15 protein-coding genes are annotated in these 14,973 nt (G+C 63.1%); 9 read left to right on the top strand and 6 right to left on the bottom strand.

Going from position 1 to position 14,973, the window contains the following annotated elements; all coding sequences use genetic code 11:
• The first annotated feature begins 64 nt into the window (after positions 1-64).
• Positions 65-475: a cupin domain-containing protein gene (locus QTJ18_RS16945; protein WP_252752846.1), complete on the top strand. Its 411-nt coding sequence runs from the start codon at positions 65-67 to the stop codon at positions 473-475.
• 354 nt (positions 476-829) lie between these two features.
• Here QTJ18_RS16945 and hydA read toward each other — a convergent pair whose 3' ends face one another.
• The 3 genes from hydA to QTJ18_RS16930 all read right to left on the bottom strand — a co-directional run bounded on the left by hydA (position 830) and on the right by QTJ18_RS16930 (position 4,451).
• Positions 830-2,284, bottom strand: coding sequence for a dihydropyrimidinase (hydA, locus tag QTJ18_RS16940; protein ID WP_252752847.1), 1,455 nt, complete (start codon positions 2,282-2,284; stop codon positions 830-832).
• Positions 2,285-2,577: 293 nt separating this feature from the next.
• A complete protein-coding gene (locus QTJ18_RS16935) occupies positions 2,578-3,099 on the bottom strand; it encodes an endonuclease domain-containing protein (protein WP_489667205.1) in 522 nt (173 codons plus the stop codon).
• A 98-nt stretch (positions 3,100-3,197) separates the two neighbouring features.
• Positions 3,198-4,451, bottom strand: coding sequence for a Zn-dependent hydrolase (locus QTJ18_RS16930; protein WP_252752848.1), 1,254 nt, complete (start codon positions 4,449-4,451; stop codon positions 3,198-3,200).
• A 356-nt stretch (positions 4,452-4,807) separates the two neighbouring features.
• On the opposite strand from QTJ18_RS16930, the gene rutR reads away from it, so the two are divergent.
• Positions 4,808-5,449 (top strand): HTH-type transcriptional regulator RutR, encoded by a 642-nt coding sequence (gene rutR / locus QTJ18_RS16925; RefSeq protein WP_252752849.1) that lies wholly within the window; start codon positions 4,808-4,810, stop codon positions 5,447-5,449.
• Between the two features lie 29 nt (positions 5,450-5,478).
• On the opposite strand, the gene QTJ18_RS16920 is transcribed toward rutR, so the two are convergent.
• Positions 5,479-6,537: a YeiH family protein gene (locus tag QTJ18_RS16920; RefSeq protein ID WP_252752850.1), complete on the bottom strand. Its 1,059-nt coding sequence runs from the start codon at positions 6,535-6,537 to the stop codon at positions 5,479-5,481.
• A 104-nt stretch (positions 6,538-6,641) separates the two neighbouring features.
• Here QTJ18_RS16920 and QTJ18_RS16915 point away from each other — a divergent pair, with 104 nt between their 5' ends.
• Positions 6,642-7,523 carry a LysR family transcriptional regulator gene (locus tag QTJ18_RS16915; RefSeq protein WP_252752851.1) on the top strand — a complete coding sequence of 294 codons (882 nt, stop codon included), beginning with the start codon at positions 6,642-6,644 and terminating at the stop codon, positions 7,521-7,523.
• A 161-nt stretch (positions 7,524-7,684) separates the two neighbouring features.
• Here QTJ18_RS16915 and preA read toward each other — a convergent pair whose 3' ends face one another.
• The gene (preA, locus tag QTJ18_RS16910; RefSeq protein WP_252752852.1) at positions 7,685-8,998 is read right to left on the bottom strand and encodes an NAD-dependent dihydropyrimidine dehydrogenase subunit PreA; all 1,314 of its coding nucleotides are present in this window, start codon (positions 8,996-8,998) and stop codon (positions 7,685-7,687) included.
• Between the two features lie 18 nt (positions 8,999-9,016).
• Positions 9,017-10,378, bottom strand: a complete 1,362-nt coding sequence (locus tag QTJ18_RS16905) for an NAD(P)-dependent oxidoreductase (RefSeq protein WP_252752853.1) — start codon at positions 10,376-10,378, stop codon at positions 9,017-9,019.
• 331 nt (positions 10,379-10,709) lie between these two features.
• Here QTJ18_RS16905 and QTJ18_RS16900 point away from each other — a divergent pair, with 331 nt between their 5' ends.
• The 6 genes from QTJ18_RS16900 (at position 10,710) to QTJ18_RS16875 (ending at position 14,955) form a co-directional block, all read left to right on the top strand.
• On the top strand, positions 10,710-11,159 hold the full coding sequence (locus QTJ18_RS16900; protein ID WP_252752854.1) for a hypothetical protein: 450 nt from the start codon (positions 10,710-10,712) through the stop codon (positions 11,157-11,159).
• A gap of 150 nt (positions 11,160-11,309) precedes the next feature.
• The gene (locus tag QTJ18_RS16895) at positions 11,310-11,717 is read left to right on the top strand and encodes a DUF2325 domain-containing protein (protein ID WP_252752855.1); all 408 of its coding nucleotides are present in this window, start codon (positions 11,310-11,312) and stop codon (positions 11,715-11,717) included.
• Positions 11,714-11,950 carry a hypothetical protein gene (locus tag QTJ18_RS16890; protein ID WP_252752856.1) on the top strand — a complete coding sequence of 79 codons (237 nt, stop codon included), beginning with the start codon at positions 11,714-11,716 and terminating at the stop codon, positions 11,948-11,950. Before QTJ18_RS16895 ends, QTJ18_RS16890 begins: the two co-directional genes overlap by 4 nt.
• Positions 11,951-12,143: 193 nt before the next feature.
• Entirely contained in the window at positions 12,144-12,515 is a 372-nt protein-coding gene (locus QTJ18_RS16885; protein ID WP_252752857.1) for a hypothetical protein, read from the top strand.
• 139 nt (positions 12,516-12,654) lie between these two features.
• Positions 12,655-14,202: a cryptochrome/photolyase family protein gene (locus QTJ18_RS16880; protein WP_252752858.1), complete on the top strand. Its 1,548-nt coding sequence runs from the start codon at positions 12,655-12,657 to the stop codon at positions 14,200-14,202.
• A gap of 60 nt (positions 14,203-14,262) precedes the next feature.
• On the top strand, positions 14,263-14,955 hold the full coding sequence (locus QTJ18_RS16875; RefSeq protein WP_252752915.1) for an SDR family NAD(P)-dependent oxidoreductase: 693 nt from the start codon (positions 14,263-14,265) through the stop codon (positions 14,953-14,955).
• Positions 14,956-14,973: the final 18 nt, after the last annotated feature.

The following is a 14,973-nucleotide window of genomic DNA, read 5'->3' as shown; positions in this document are numbered from 1 at the left end:
AGCCGTGAGCGGCCCTGCAGCAGGCGCGAGGCGCCTGCAGGCACGCAATTGGAGGATATGGACCATGGATGCATCATCAAAGCCCACCTGCCGGCTGGTGAAGCCGGGCGCCACCTATGACGGCAAGCAGGGCCTCAGCTATTTCGAAGGCATTGCGGCGGAGACGGTGGGTGCAAAGGGCATCTGCATGCATATTCTCACCATGCCGCCCGGTGCGCGGGCCAAGGCGCATCTGCACGAAAGCCATGAAACGGCGATCTACATGCTCGCCGGCCGGGCGGATACCTGGTACGGCGACCGGCTGGAAAACCATGTCGTGGTCAGTGCCGGCGAGCTCTTCTACATTCCGGCCGGCGTGCCGCATCTTCCGGCAAACACGTCCGACGAGCCGGCGACAGCGATCATCGCCCGCACCGATCCCAACGAGCAGGAGAGCGTGGTCCTGCTGCCGGAACTGGATGCGCTGGCGCGGTGAGGCGAGGCTCCCCCTCTCCCCTTGGGGAGAGGGTGGCGCGATAGCGCCGGGTGAGGGGACAGCAACTTTCCGTATCGTTTGCGTCAAGACCTGATCTCTTTCACCTTCATCGTTTGATTGCGGGATAAAAACGCGTCAGTTCGCAGCAAGCAATCAGCCGCCCTTCCAGCGCCGTCTCGTCTTCTCCAGGCTGAATTGGGTGACGTCATCGCAAGACCCCTCATCCGGCCCTACGGGCCACCTTCTCCCCAAGGGGAGAAGAGGACGCGCCCTGCGCGGCTCCACCAAGATCAACGTCACAGAGACAATTGACAGGTTTGGTAACAAGCGCTGCGGGTCTAGATGTTTCCATTATCAAACCCCGGATGCCGGGATGCCGCTGCGCTCCACCTTGCGCGGAGCCGTCAATTCCTTCCAGGTCGAAAGCGCCTTGGACACCGCCGGATAGGGCTCGCGGGCGACGAACTGGCCATGCCCCTCGCGCGTCTTGACCGCGCCGTCCTCGATCGCGACGGCACCGCGTGTCAGCGTATAGCGCGGCAGGCCCTTCACCTTTTTGCCTTCGAAGACATTGTAATCGATGGCCGATTGCTGGTTGCCGGCGCCGATGGTCTTTTCCTTCTGCGGATCCCAGACGACGAGATCGGCATCGGCTCCCACCAGAATTGCGCCCTTTCTCGGATAGATGTTGAGGATCTTGGCGATATTGGTCGAGGTCACGGCCACGAATTCGTTCATCGTGATGCGGCCGGTGGCGACCCCATAGGTCCACAGCATCGGCATGCGGTCTTCCAGGCCGCCGGTGCCGTTCGGGATCTTGCGGAAATCGCCGATCCCATAGCGTTTCTGGTCGGTGGTGAAGGCGCAGTGATCGGTTGCCACCACCTGCAGCGAGCCGCTTGCGAGACCGGCCCAGAGGCTGTCCTGGTGCTGCTTGTTGCGGAAGGGCGGGCTCATGACGCGGCGTGCGGCATGATCCCAGTCCGGATTGGCATATTCGCTCTCGTCGAGCGTCAGGTGCTGGATCAGCGGCTCGCCGAAGACGCGCATGCCGTTCTGCCTTGCGCGCCGGATGGCCTCATGCGCCTGCTCGCAGGAGGTGTGCACGACATAGAGGGGGGCGCCCGCCATGTCGGCGATGATGATGGCGCGATTGGTCGCTTCGCCCTCCACCGTCGCGGGCCTCGAATAGGCATGCGCCTCGGGGCCGGTATTGCCCTCATCCATCAGTTTGGTCTGCATGGCGGCGACCACATCGCCGTTTTCCGCATGGACGAGCGGCAGGGCTCCCAGTTCGGCGCAGCGCGAGAAGGAGGCGAACATCTCATCATCGTTCACCATCAGCGCGCCCTTATAGGCCATGAAATGCTTGAAGGTGTTGATGCCTTTCTCTTCCACCACCGTCTTCATCTCGTTGAAGACCTGCTCGCCCCACCAAGTGACGGACATGTGGAAGGAATAGTCGCAATTGGCGCGGGTTGCCTTGTTGTCCCAGCGCTTCAGCGCGTCAAGAAGCGACTGGCCGGGATCGGGCAGGCAGAAATCGACGACCATCGTGGTGCCGCCGGCAAGGGCGGCGCGTGTTCCGCTTTCGAAATCATCCGCCGAATAGGTGCCCATGAAGGGCATTTCCAGATGCACATGCGGATCGATGCCACCCGGCATGACATAGCAGCCGGTTGCGTCCAGCACCGTGTCGCCGGAAAGATTGGGGCCGATTTCGACGATCCTGCCGCCCTCCACCTTCACGTCGGCCCGATAGGTGAGATCGGCGGTCACGATGGTGCCGTTCTTGATGACTGTGGTCATGGTGTGTGTCTCTCCCGGAAATAATCTTGGGCTGTCACTGGGCGTTCCCCTTCATCCGCCCTTCGGGCACCTCTCCCCAAGGGGAGAAGGGATAGGAGGCACCGCATGCGCTCCCTCTCTCAGGTCATGCGTCGTTTTGATGTGCATGAGCGATGCAGAAGGGTTTGGCTTTGCAAGTTCGGCAAGCAGGGGGGTCAAGCATGGTCTCTGACGGTACAGCGCGCGCGCTCCCTTCTCCCCTTGGGGAGAAGGTGCCCGAAGGGCGGATGAGGGGGCTGCACCGGCGGGCCGCATCATTTCGCTCTCCGCATTGCGGGTGAAAACCGGGTTGTGTCGCAGGCTTGCGTGAGGCGTCCGTCCAGAACTGCCAGAATTGTCTCCAGCACGGCTCGCCGTTCCCGGAGAACCTCGTGATTCCAGAAGCGGATCACGGAATATCCGCTGGCATTCAGCCAGCTGGTGCGCCGGTCGTCATACAGGCTTCCCGCATGCTGGATCCCGTCCAATTCAACCACGAGCGAACGCTCACGACACAGAAAATCCACCACATAGGGGCCGAGGGGTATCTGCCGAGAGAACTTGTAACCGTTAAGCCTGCGCGCCCTGAGATCGCTCCAGAGACAATGTTCTTCCTCTGTCTCCAACTGTCGAAGCCGGCGGGCCTGAACGGTCTTGCCGGGCCGGCGCCTGGTGACATCATCTTGCGACACGACCACCCCCTCATCCGCCCTTCGGGCACCTTCTCCCCAGGGGGAGAAGGGGTCTGCGCGGCCAGTGCCGTCAGCCTGGCCTGCAGCTCGCCCGTATGACAGCATAAGCCTTGTCGAGGGCGAAGCAAGAGACGTCCCGTCGCTCCCTTTACAGGCAGCGTTCGCCCATGCGGCAAATGGGAGAGTTTGCCGGACCAACAGGCTCACCCCACAATCTCCGCCGTTTCCAACACGGCATGGAAAAGCACGTCGCAACCGGCGGCGGCCCATTCCCGTGAAATCTCTTCCGCTTCATTGTGCGAAAGGCCGCCGACGCAGGGGCACATGATCATGGTGGCCGGCGCCACCTTGGCCGCCCAGCAGGCATCGTGGCCGGCACCGGAGATGAGGTTCATATGGCTGTAGCCGAGGGTTTCGGCGGCCTTGCGCACCCGATCCACCAGCGTCGGATCGAAGGTGACGGGGTCGAAATGGCCGACCGCTTCGATGGAACAGCCGACGCCGAGCGCTGCGCAGATCTCATGCGCCCGCGCCTCGATCCTTTCCCGCATGCGGTCGAGCTTGTCCTGGCTGGGGGTGCGGATATCGACGGTGAAGACCACCTTGCCCGGCAGGACATTGCGGGAATTGGGGGAGAAGACCATCTGGCCCACGCCGCCGACCGCGCCCGGCTGCTCGGACATTGCCACATCCTGCACCATTTCCAGGATGCGCGCCATGGCAAGACCGGCATTCACCCGCATGGTCATGGGCGTGGAGCCGGTATGCGCCTCCTTCCCGGTCAGCGTGAATTCCAGCCACCACAGGCCCTGACAATGGGTGACGACGCCGATCTTTCTGTTCTCGGCCTCCAGGATCGGGCCTTGTTCGATGTGATATTCGAAATAGGCGTGCATCTTGCGCTTGCCCACCTCTTCATCGCCGCGCCAGCCGATCCTCTGCAGCTCTTCGCCATAGGACTTGCCGTCCGGATCCTTGCGGGCATAGGCGTAATCCAGCGAGTGGATCCCGGCAAACACGCCGGAAGCCAGCATGGCGGGCGCGAAGCGGGCACCTTCCTCATTGGCCCAGTTCGTCACGACGATCGGATGTCTGGTCCGGATGCCGAGATCATTCAACGTGCGTACCACTTCGAGACCCGAAAGAACGCCGAGGACGCCGTCATATTTGCCGCCGGTGGGCTGGGTGTCGAGATGGCTTCCGACATAGACCGGCAGAGCATCCGGATCCGTCCCGGCGCGGGTGGCGAACATGGTGCCCATCTGGTCGACGCCGACGCTCATGCCTGCCGCTTCGCACCAGGATTTGAACAGGTGGCGGCCCTCGCCGTCTTCGTCGGTCAGCGTCTGGCGGTTGTTGCCGCCGGCAATGCCGGGACCGATGCGGGCCATCTCCATCAGCATGTCCCAGAGCCGGTCACCGTTCACGCGCAGGTTTTCGCCTGGTGCTGCCACCATTCGTTCAATCCTTCATCTGTCAGCCGTTGAAAGCATCGCTGCGGCTGCTGTTCCCTCGTGCGGTCCTGCGCCACCTTTTTATGGGAGCAAAGTCTGGCCTGGTCACCAGGCCGGACTTGTTGCACAAGGCCTAGCGTGTTGAACCAAGACAGGTTTCCCTCAGAGGAGGGCTTGCCTTTGCCCGGTGTGTCGCAGATAAATTGACCGGTTGGTAAAAGCTTACAATGTCCGTGCCGGTTCTCAAGCCGAAAAATGCGGACCAGCGAAAAAATGAACATAAATCCGGCACGGGGTTTGTGGGCGCAAAATTTGTGCATTGCCGGAGGCGGCCAGGCCCTGGATGCGAGGAGAGCGGGATGATTCCAAGGGCGGCGATGACCCGGCGGCGCACGCGCATTCAGGAGGAGAAGGAAGAGAAGATCCTGGAGGCGGCGCTTGATGTCTTTTCCGCCTTCGGCTTCCGTGGCGCGACGATCGACCAGATCGCCGAGGCCGCCGGCATGTCCAAGCCCAATCTCCTTTATTATTTCCGCACCAAGGAAGCCATCCACCGGGCGCTTCTGGACCGCATGCTCTTCACCTGGCTGGAGCCCCTGCGGGCCTTCAACGCCGATGGCAATCCGGAGAGCGAGATCCGCTCCTATATTCGCCGCAAGCTGGAAATGTCACGGGACTTTCCCCGCGAGAGCCGGCTGTTCGCCAATGAGATCCTGCAGGGCGCGCCGCATATCGAGGACGAACTGACCGGGCCGCTGAAGGCACTGGTGGATGAGAAGGCCAATGTGATCCGCGCCTGGATCAAGGCCGGCAAGATGGCCCGCTGCGATCCCTATCACCTGATCTTCTCCATCTGGTCCACCACCCAGCATTATGCCGATTTCGACGTGCAGGTGGAGGCGGTGCTGGGCAACCGCTTCGGCGAGGGCCGGTTCGAAGATGCCGCCCGTTTTCTCGAAGACCTGTTCCTGCGCGGCCTGGCGATCAAGCCTTTGACCTAGCAAAACCGCTGACGCGCTTTTGCTGGAGCCTAAAACCCCGCCAGGCACACCATCCCGTAACCGAAGGCCGAGATGAACAGCCAGCCAAAGGCGCCGAGCGCAAGCGGGCGCAGGCCCTCGGCCGCCAGTTGGCGGATCTGTGTGTTGAGGCCCATAGCGGCCAGCCCGCAGGAGAGCAGGAAGGTGGCGAGCAGGTTGGCGTGCGAAATCACCTCCGGCGGGATCGCGACGGCGCTGTTCAGTGCCACCATTGCGAGGAAACCCAGGACGAACCAGGGGAAAGGCGCGCCGGCGCGGGTCCGATCCTGAGCCAGGCCGGGGCGGGCAGCACGTTCCGTGTGCGGGCGAAACAGCGTCAGCGCCAGTGTCAGCACCAAGGGCGCAAGAAGCACGACGCGCGCAAGCTTGGCAATAGTGCCGTATTGCCCCGCCACCTCGCCGCTCTGGAAGGTTGCCGCAACGACCTGCGCCACTTCATGAATCGTGGCGCCCGACCAGATGCCGTAAGCGGTGCTGTCGAGGTTGAGGGGCACCAGCAAAAGCGGGAAGAGCAGCATGGATAGCGAGCCGAACAGGGTGACGCAGGCAACCGCATAGGCGACATCCTCGTCACGCCCCCGCACCACGGCATTGGCGGCGATCACTGCCGAGGCGCCGCAGACGGCGGTTCCGGCAGCGATCAGGCCCGTCATCCGGCGATCGACTCCCAAGAGCCGGCCAGCAAGGGTGATGGCGATGAAGGTGGCGAGGAGCGTCGCCACCACCACGAAGAGGCCGGAGAGGCCGAGCGACGCCAGTTGCGAGAGGGTGATCTGCAGGCCGAGCAGGATGATGCCGAGCCGCAGGAGGCGCTTGAGCGACAGGCTGATGCCAAAGCGGCAGGCGGCGGCGGGCTTGCGGCTATTGCCGATCACCATGCCGATGACGATCGAGACGATCAGCGGCGACAGGCTTTCGATCCCGGTCAAGGTGCGAAACAGCATGGCCGCGGTGGCGATGCCTGCCGTCAAGGCAAGCCCGGGAAGGAGGCCGACCACCGTCTCCAGCCATTCATGGGCCCGTCGGGTGGAATGCGAATGCGCGGTCATCAAGGCCTCTGTCGTTTCCCGGATCGAGTGAAGCAACTGTGGCAGGCGGATTTCCATCGTTCCAACGAATTGATATGATCGTTTCAATCGCTGGAGACGATCGTATGACCTTGGAGCAATTGCGGGTCTTCCTGGCTGTGGCGCAGGAAAGCCATGTGACGCGGGCGGCGGCGCGGCTGAACATGACGCAATCCTCCGTCAGCGCGGCGCTTGCGGCACTGGAGGGTCGGCATGGGGTTCGGCTGTTCAACCGCGTCGGCCGCGGCATCGAGCTGACGGAAGCCGGACGGTTGTTCCGGCCCGAGGCGCAGGCGGTGCTCGACAAGGCGGCCGATGCAGGGCGCCTGTTGAAGGATCTGTCAGGCGCGCCGTCCGGCAGTCTCATTCTTCACGCCAGCCAGACGGTTGCCAGCTACTGGCTGCCGAAGCGGCTGATGGCCTATCGCGAGCGGCATCGCCAGGTGGATCTTCATATGAGCGTCGGCAATACGAGGGGCGCGGCAGAGGCGGTCCTGGCCGGTCGGGCGGATCTTGCCGTGGTGGAGGGGCGGGTGGACGCTGCGGCACTCACGATGACCAAGGTCGGCGAGGATCGGCTGGTGCTGGTCGTCGGCCGCCGGCATTTCTGGAGGAAAGGCCAGGGGCTGGAACCTGCCGATCTGCTGGCCACCGACTGGATTCATCGCGAACAGGGTTCCGGCACCCGTGCGGCGCTCGAGGAGGAGTTGCGCCGGCTGGGGATCGCGCCGCAGGCACTGAGGGTGACCCTGGAGCTTCCCTCGAACGAGGCGGTCATCGCCGCGGTGGAAGCCGGCTGCAGCGCGGCTGTCCTCTCCTATCGGGCGGTGGAGGCGCATCTGTCGCAGGGATGGCTGGTCATGCCGGATTTCCCCATGCCGACGCGGCCCTTCTTCCTGCTTGCGCATCGCGAGCGGCATGTCACCCGGGCAATGAAGGCCATGATGGATGTGCTGGGCGAGGGGTAGGGGGTGTTCGCAATAGAAGGCCTGTGAGCCACGTGGTGAGTTCAGAGGAGTATGCAGCGTTGCCCCTGCCTTTTGCCGGTTTTCTGCAACGAGCACATTTCGGACGCATATAAACGGGCAGGCCACTCTCGTGCCCCGCCCGCTCTTTTTCTTCAACCCGATTATTCCGCGGCCACCTGTGCCATCGGATTGTTCGGATGGGTCGTCCAATTCGCGTAGTTGGGGTCCACCGGCTTGCCGGTGCGCTCGTCAAGGGCGCCCGGCTCGAGGCCGACCATGGTGATGCAGTTTTCGACAGGACAGACATTGACGCAGAGATTGCAGCCCACGCATTCGTCTTCCATCACCTCGAAATGGCGCACGCCGTCCACCATGGATGTGATCGCCTGGTGGGACGTATCCTCGCAGGCGATGTGGCAGCGTCCGCATTTGATGCAGGCGTCCTGGTCGATATGGGCCTTGGCCACGTAATTGAGGTTCAGATATTTCCAGTCGGTCACATTGGGCACGGCGCGGCCGCACACATCGTCCAGCGTCCGGTGGCCCTTCTGGTCCATCCAGTCGGACAGGCCGGAGATCATTTCCTGAACGATCTTGAAGCCGTAGGTCATGGCGGCGGTGCAGACCTGCACATTGCCGGCGCCAAGCGCCAGGAATTCGGCGGCATCCCGCCATGTGGTGACGCCGCCAATGCCGGAAATCGGCAGGCCATAGGTTTCCTGATCGCGGGCGATCTCGGAAACCATATTGAGCGCGATCGGCTTGACGGCCGGACCGCAATAGCCGCCATGGCTGCCCTTGCCGCCAATGCTCGGCACCGGCGCAAAATCATCCAGATCGACGGAGACGATGGAATTGATCGTGTTGATCAGCGAGACGGCATCGGTGCCGCCGCGTTTTGCGGCGCGGGCAGGGTTGCGGATATCGGTGATGTTCGGCGTCAGCTTGGTGATCACCGGCATGCGGGTATAGTGCTTGCACCAGCGCACCACCATTTCGATATACTCCGGCACCTGGCCGACGGCCGATCCCATGCCGCGCTCGCTCATGCCGTGCGGACAGCCGAAATTGAGCTCGATGCCGTCGGCGCCGGTCTCTTCCACGAGAGGCAGAATGGCTTTCCACTCTTCCTCCACGCAGGGCACCATGATCGAGGCGATCAGCGCCCGGTCCGGCCAGTTCATCTTCACCTGCTTCATTTCCTGCAGGTTCACCTGCAGCGGCCGGTCGGTGATGAGCTCGATATTGTTCAAGCCGAGCAGGCGGCGGTCGGCACCCCAGATCGCCCCGTAGCGCGGCCCGTTGACATTGACCACCGGCGGACCTTCCGAGCCGAGCGTCTTCCAGACGACGCCGCCCCAGCCCGCCTTGAAGGCGCGTTCCACATTATAGGCCTTGTCCGTCGGCGGCGCCGAAGCCAGCCAGAAGGGGTTGGGCGATTTGATGCCGACGAAATCATTGCGAAGATCAGCCATGTGTCATCCTCCCCATGGTCACGCGAAGGCCACGGCCGGCTGACCGGCAGAAGCGAAGGCAAGATGAATGGCGTCTGCCGCATCGCGGCCATGCGCGACCGCCTGCACGGTCAGGTCCTCGCCGCGGTTGACGCAATCGCCACCCGCATAGACGCCGGCGATCGAGGTGCGACCCTGCGCATCCACCATGATGCGTCCCTTTTCCATGGCAAGGCTGCCGATGCCGCTGGCGCGGAAGGACTGTCCAATGGCCTTGAACACCTGGTCGGCGGCAATCACTCCGGTTTCGCCGGTCATGGTCAGGTGACCGTCGACGAGCGCCGTATAGTCGAGCTCGATGCCGGCCACGGCGCCATCCTTGCCGAGAACGCGTTTTGGCGCCAGCCAATGACGAATGGTGACACCTTTCGAGGCCGCCAGATCCTGTTCGAATTCGGAGGCGTTCATATGCTCCTTGCCGCGGCGATAGCAGATGGTGACTTCCTCGGCGCCGAGAAGCTTGGCCTGGATCGCCGCGTCAATGGCCGTCATGCCGCCACCCAGAATGACGACCCTTCGGCCGATCGGCAGCTGCGACTTGTCGGATGCCTGGCGCAACGCGGCGATGAAATCCACCGCATCCTCCACGCCCAGGAGATCCTCGCCCTCGATGCCGAGCGCGTTGACGCCGGTAAGGCCGATCCCCAGGAACACGGCATCATATTGCTCCGTCAGATCCGACAGAGAGAAATCGCGGCCGAGCGCCATTCCGTTGCGGATCTCGATCCCGCCGATTGCGAGCAGGTAATCGATCTCCTTCTGGGCGAAGTCGTCCGTCGCCTTGTAGGTGGCGATGCCGTATTCGTTCAGGCCGCCCGCTTTCTCGCGCGCGTCGAAGATAATGGCGGAATGGCCGTTCATCGCCAGCCGGTGGGCGCAGGCAAGACCTGCCGGGCCGGCGCCGACCACGGCGATCACCTTGCCGCTTTCGGGCGCCCGCTGGAAGAACTGGCGATTGGTCTCCATGGCGATATCGGTCGCATAGCGCTGCAGCCTCCCGATCTCGACCGGCCGGTCCTCGGCCGTATTGCGCACGCAGGCCTCTTCACACAGAGTTTCGGTGGGACAGACGCGGGCGCACATGCCGCCCAGGCTGTTCTGCTCGAAAATGGTCCGGGCCGCACCCAGCGGATTGCCCGTCGAGATCTGCCGGATGAACAGCGGAATGTCGATGGCCGTCGGACAGGCGGTCATGCACGGCGCGTCATAGCAGAAATAACAGCGGTCGGAGGCAACAAGCGCCTCGTGCCGGTCCAGTCTCGGATGGAGGTCGGAAAAATTCCGTTCGTAGTCTGCGGGCGCCAGACGGCCTACCGCAATACCGCTTCCCAGTCGTTCCATGTTGCTTCCCTCTTTTATGGCATTTTTGAACAACTGAGGGTGAGCGTAACACGGGATAAAAATTTATCAATCGGTCAAAATTTTTTCTGAAACGCCCGGAAGCCCGGCCCACCGGCCGCATGCGGGCTTTGGAAGCCGACAAGGAGGCGGACGGTCGGTGAGGCGGCGCGGGGCGTGGGCTAGGGGTTGAATGCGGCTCGCAGGCGGCTGGCTGACCTTGGTGTGGGATCGGGGCTTGCCCGAGGCTTGCGGCGCCGGCGGCGCAAGAGCGATCGCCCATTGCGGGCATCGCATGCTCCGGCCTATCCCTGATGACACAGAGACAGTCGACATGCAGGGGACCTTGCCTTTGACCGGAACACAGAGATCCCGCCACTATCTGGCGGAGCATTATCAGACGCTCGGCCGGGTCGATCTCGATTACCGCAGCAGCAATCTTCTCGTCAGGGCGATCTATCCGACCGCGGCGGTCAAGGGCTTTGCGACGATGCAGGTGCGGATCGTCAAGATCTCCACCGAAGGCGCGCTCCTGCATGGGCATCTTCTGTCCTTCCTGCCGGACCAGTTCTACCTTTGCCTGGGGGAGCGGGAAATCTTCATCACCTGCGCCAAGCGCCATCTGGAGGATGACCGGATGGCGATCGTCTTCGCAAAGCCTGAAACGCAAGGCTTCGTTCAGGCGCTGTCGCGCATCACGCAGCCGATCAGCACGCTGAAGCGCCTGCGCGGCGCGGCCGCGCCGGTGATCGAGGCGAGGATCACCACCCGGACCAACGGCTGAACCTCGGCGCAGGGCATTCCGCAATCTTGCCTGGTGAAGATGAATATTTTTCTCCAGTTTAATCTTTACTCGTTTTCTCATGTTATCTATGGTCCGCGACGCTGACGCCCGATCAAGGGCCAGACTCGCAGACACGAAGGAAAACGAGCCGTGGCAAAGAAGGATAAGCGCAAGGCAGCAGGTCGTCAGGGTGCCCAGGGTGCCGACCGGGGACAGACATCGACGCGCGGACAGGAGAGCGGCGGCGTCAAAAGCTTCCTCTATGTCGGCGGCCGTGACTGCCAGGTGGCCCATCTGCGGGAAATCGCCAGCAATTTCGGCGCAGAGCTGATTCATCACGATGGCGGTCTGCGCGAGGCCGTGTCGCGCATCGACACGCTCCTGCCTTCGGTGGACTGCGTCTTCTGCCCGATCGACTGTATCAGCCATGATGCGTGTTTGCGGGTGAAGACCGGCTGCAAGAAGTTCTCCAAGGCCTTCATCCCCTTGCGCAATGGCTCCAAATCCAGTCTGGAGCGCGCGCTGCAGACCATGAAAGAACGGGATGCCTCGCTATGATCGATGACCGCCGCGACAACACCTTCCTGATCGGCCTGCACAAGCTCGCCCAGCAGAACGGCGAGGGACTGGTGCCGGAGCTTTACGACCTCCTCACGCGCCGTCCCGACGAATGGCCGGAAGGCGACAAGATCATGCGCTTTCCCATCGGCCGCACACGGCTTCCCAATGCGCAAATGCCGGACGATCTCGATGGCGCTCCGGCGCAGATCATTCCGCTGCGCCGCGCCTGACCGACACTTTGGGGGCATCGGCTCCGGCCGCAAAGGGGGCGGACCGCAGGCTGCTCCTGTTCCGGAATGAAACGGCGCGCGGCCCCGCCGCAGGGGTGGGTGCCGCATTTGCCGAAAAGCAACCATGAATGCGGTTGCGCATTGCGGGCCGCCGCCTGTTTGGGCACACTGAAGCTCAGTGGAGACCAGATGCATGCGGCGGACCTCGGCAGTTCTTTTCCTTGCGGCATCCCTTGTGGTGCCTTTCGCCATTGCGGGCCTTGCGGTGGCCGGCCCGGCGCCGGCAGGCGAGGGCGAGCGCAAGCCGCTGGCGGATTTCGCCGCCTATTCCATCTTCCTCGTTGCCAATGACAATTGCGGTGAACTGCATTTCGACGCGGCCAAGCTGAAGAACGGCATGGAGCGCTTCGCCCACAGGCTCAGCTGGACCGACAAGAAGCGCAAGGTGCAGGCGCAGGTCATGGTGAACGACAATCGGCAGCAGTTCGAGAAGGACCCGGCGGCCTTCTGCGCCTCCGTCGCCCGCATCCTGCCCGCCTATGACAGGGACGGCATACGCCGCTGATCTCTCTGGTGTAAGGAGCCTGCGGGCTCTGCCGCGCGCCCGCCGCCGCCGTCGCCGTCCGGCCATTCTTCCAGCGTTTGAGGGATCCATTGGCGCCTGCCGCGCGTAGTCCAGGCAAGTGCAATCGATCGGTTCCGTCATGCCTGCCTGCCGCCATCTCGTCTTCGTGCTGGGAGACCAGCTGAGTTTCGATCTCTCGAGCCTTCGCGATCTCGATCCGGAGCGGGACGTGGTGCTGATGGCAGAGGTCATGAGCGAGGCGAGCTATGTGCGTCACCACAAGCAGAAGATCGCCTTCATCTTTTCCGCCATGCGCCATTTCGGGGAGGCTCTGCGAGAGCGCGGCGTGAGCCTGCGCTATGTGCGGCTCGATGCCAAGGACAATAGCGGTTCCTTTCGCGGCGAGCTGAAGCAGGCGGTGGAGGCGCTGCAGCCGGAAAGGATCATCGTTACCGAGCCGGGCGAATGGCGGGTCCTGGAAGACATGAAGAGCTGGGCGCAATGGGTCGGCCGCCCGGTGGAGATCCGGGAAGACGACCGCTTTCTCTGTTCGCAGGCCGAATTCCGCCACTGGGCCGAGGGCCGTCGCGACCTCGTCATGGAGTTCTTCTATCGCGAGATGCGCCGCAAGACGGGCCTGTTGATGGAAGGCGACCAGCCGCTTGGCGGGCGATGGAATTTCGATCGCGAGAACCGCAAGCCCGCCGCGCCCGACCTGTTGCGGCCGAAACGGCTGACGATCGCGCCGGATGCCATCACGCGCGAGGTTCTCGATCTGGTGGCGGCGCGCTTTCCCGACAATATCGGAACGCTCGATGCCTTCGGCTTCGCCGTGACGCAGGCCGATGCGCAGGCGCTTGCGGATACCTTCATGGACAATCACCTGGCGCAGTTCGGCGAGACGCAGGATGCCATGCTCTCGATGGATCCCTTCCTCAATCACGCGCTTCTGTCCTTCTACATCAATATCGGCCTACTTGATCCTTTGTCGGTCTGCCGGGCCGCCGAGCGGCATTATCTGGAGGGACGGGCGCCGCTGAACGCGGTGGAAGGCTTTATCCGCCAGATCATCGGCTGGCGCGAATATGTGCGCGGAGTCTACTGGCTGAAAATGCCGGAATATGCCGAAAGCAATTTCTTCGACCATGATCGCCCGCTGCCGGATTTCTTCTGGACCGGAAAGACCGACATGGCCTGCCTTGCGCAGGTGGTGGGCGAAACCATTCATCACGCCTATGCCCATCACATCCAGCGCCTGATGGTGACGGGCAATTTTGCTTTGCTTGCGGGGCTGAGGCCGCGTGCGGTTCATGAATGGTATCTGGAAGTCTATGCCGATGCCTATGAATGGGTGGAACTGCCCAATGTGATCGGCATGAGCCTGTTTGCCGATGGCGGCCTTCTCGGCTCCAAACCCTATGCGGCAAGCGGCAATTACATCGACAAAATGTCTGATTACTGCGCCGGATGCCGTTATGACGTCAGGAAGAAGACCGGCGAGGATGCCTGTCCCTTCAATGCGCTCTACTGGCATTTCCTCGATCGGCATGGCGCGCGCCTGTCGGGCAATCGCCGGCTGGCGCAGCCTTATGCGACGTGGCGGCGGATGAGCGAGGAGAAGCGGCGAAGCACGATCGCCAGCGCGGATCGTTTCCTGCGCCGGCTGGATGCAGGCGAACCGGTCTGAAACCGCCGACACAGGCCTCCGCGGAGAGGCCAGGCAGAGCCAGGAGGAGACGCGATGAGCATGATGACATCCCTGCCGAAATCCTATCGGGCGCTGGTGATCGGCGAGAGCGGCGGTATTGGCGCGGCGCTGGTGCAGGCCCTTGCTGCCGATCCCGCCTGCGGCGAGGTGGTGGGTCTCTCCCGCCGCAAGGACGGGCTGGATGTGACGCGGGAGGAGAGCGTTGCAGCCGCCGCAGACCGGGTCGAGCCCGGGCTGCAGCTGATCCTCTGCGCCACGGGTGGCCTGACCATCGACGGCGTCGGACCGGAAAAATCGCTGCGCCAGCTGTCGGGCGAGGCCATGGCGAAACAATTCGCGCTCAATGCGATTGGGCCGGCCCTGGTGGCCAAGTATTTCGCCCCGAAGCTCGATCGGCGTCAACGCGGCCTGATGGCGGTTCTGTCGGCGCGGGTCGGGTCGATCGGCGACAACCGCCTGGGCGGCTGGATCTCCTATCGCGCCTCCAAGGCAGCGCTCAACCAGATCCTGCGCACCGCCTCCATCGAGCTGTCGCGCACGCATCCGCAAAGCGTGCTTCTGGCCCTGCATCCCGGAACCGTGGCGACCGCCCTGTCCGAAACCTATGGCAGCGGTCATGAACGGACGGCGCCCGCCGTCAGTGCCGGCAATCTGCTTGCGGTTCTCGACCGGGCCGATCCGGCCGATACCGGCGGCTTCTTCGCCTATGACGGCAAGCCCATTGCGTGGTGAGGCAGACGGAGCGCAAAG

It is taken from the genome of Rhizobium sp. SSA_523 (genome assembly GCF_030435705.1).
Classification (GTDB): domain Bacteria; phylum Pseudomonadota; class Alphaproteobacteria; order Rhizobiales; family Rhizobiaceae; genus Neorhizobium.
The sequence above is the reverse complement of the archived record's forward strand: the minus strand, read 5'-3'. Positions and strand labels throughout refer to the sequence as shown.

Excerpts from the sequence above, each read along its gene's own strand:
- QTJ18_RS16945 (WP_252752846.1), top strand. The coding sequence starts at position 65 with ATGGATGCATCATCAAAGCCCACCTGCCGGCTGGTGAAGCCGGGCGCC.
- hydA (WP_252752847.1), bottom strand. The coding sequence starts at position 2,284 with ATGACCACAGTCATCAAGAACGGCACCATCGTGACCGCCGATCTCACC.
- QTJ18_RS16935 (WP_489667205.1), bottom strand. The coding sequence starts at position 3,099 with ATGCTGTCATACGGGCGAGCTGCAGGCCAGGCTGACGGCACTGGCCGC.
- QTJ18_RS16930 (WP_252752848.1), bottom strand. The coding sequence starts at position 4,451 with ATGGTGGCAGCACCAGGCGAAAACCTGCGCGTGAACGGTGACCGGCTC.
- rutR (WP_252752849.1), top strand. The coding sequence starts at position 4,808 with ATGATTCCAAGGGCGGCGATGACCCGGCGGCGCACGCGCATTCAGGAG.
- QTJ18_RS16920 (WP_252752850.1), bottom strand. The coding sequence starts at position 6,537 with ATGACCGCGCATTCGCATTCCACCCGACGGGCCCATGAATGGCTGGAG.
- QTJ18_RS16915 (WP_252752851.1), top strand. The coding sequence starts at position 6,642 with ATGACCTTGGAGCAATTGCGGGTCTTCCTGGCTGTGGCGCAGGAAAGC.
- preA (WP_252752852.1), bottom strand. The coding sequence starts at position 8,998 with ATGGCTGATCTTCGCAATGATTTCGTCGGCATCAAATCGCCCAACCCC.
- QTJ18_RS16905 (WP_252752853.1), bottom strand. The coding sequence starts at position 10,378 with ATGGAACGACTGGGAAGCGGTATTGCGGTAGGCCGTCTGGCGCCCGCA.
- QTJ18_RS16900 (WP_252752854.1), top strand. The coding sequence starts at position 10,710 with ATGCAGGGGACCTTGCCTTTGACCGGAACACAGAGATCCCGCCACTAT.
- QTJ18_RS16890 (WP_252752856.1), top strand. The coding sequence starts at position 11,714 with ATGATCGATGACCGCCGCGACAACACCTTCCTGATCGGCCTGCACAAG.
- QTJ18_RS16885 (WP_252752857.1), top strand. The coding sequence starts at position 12,144 with ATGCGGCGGACCTCGGCAGTTCTTTTCCTTGCGGCATCCCTTGTGGTG.
- QTJ18_RS16880 (WP_252752858.1), top strand. The coding sequence starts at position 12,655 with ATGCCTGCCTGCCGCCATCTCGTCTTCGTGCTGGGAGACCAGCTGAGT.
- QTJ18_RS16875 (WP_252752915.1), top strand. The coding sequence starts at position 14,263 with ATGATGACATCCCTGCCGAAATCCTATCGGGCGCTGGTGATCGGCGAG.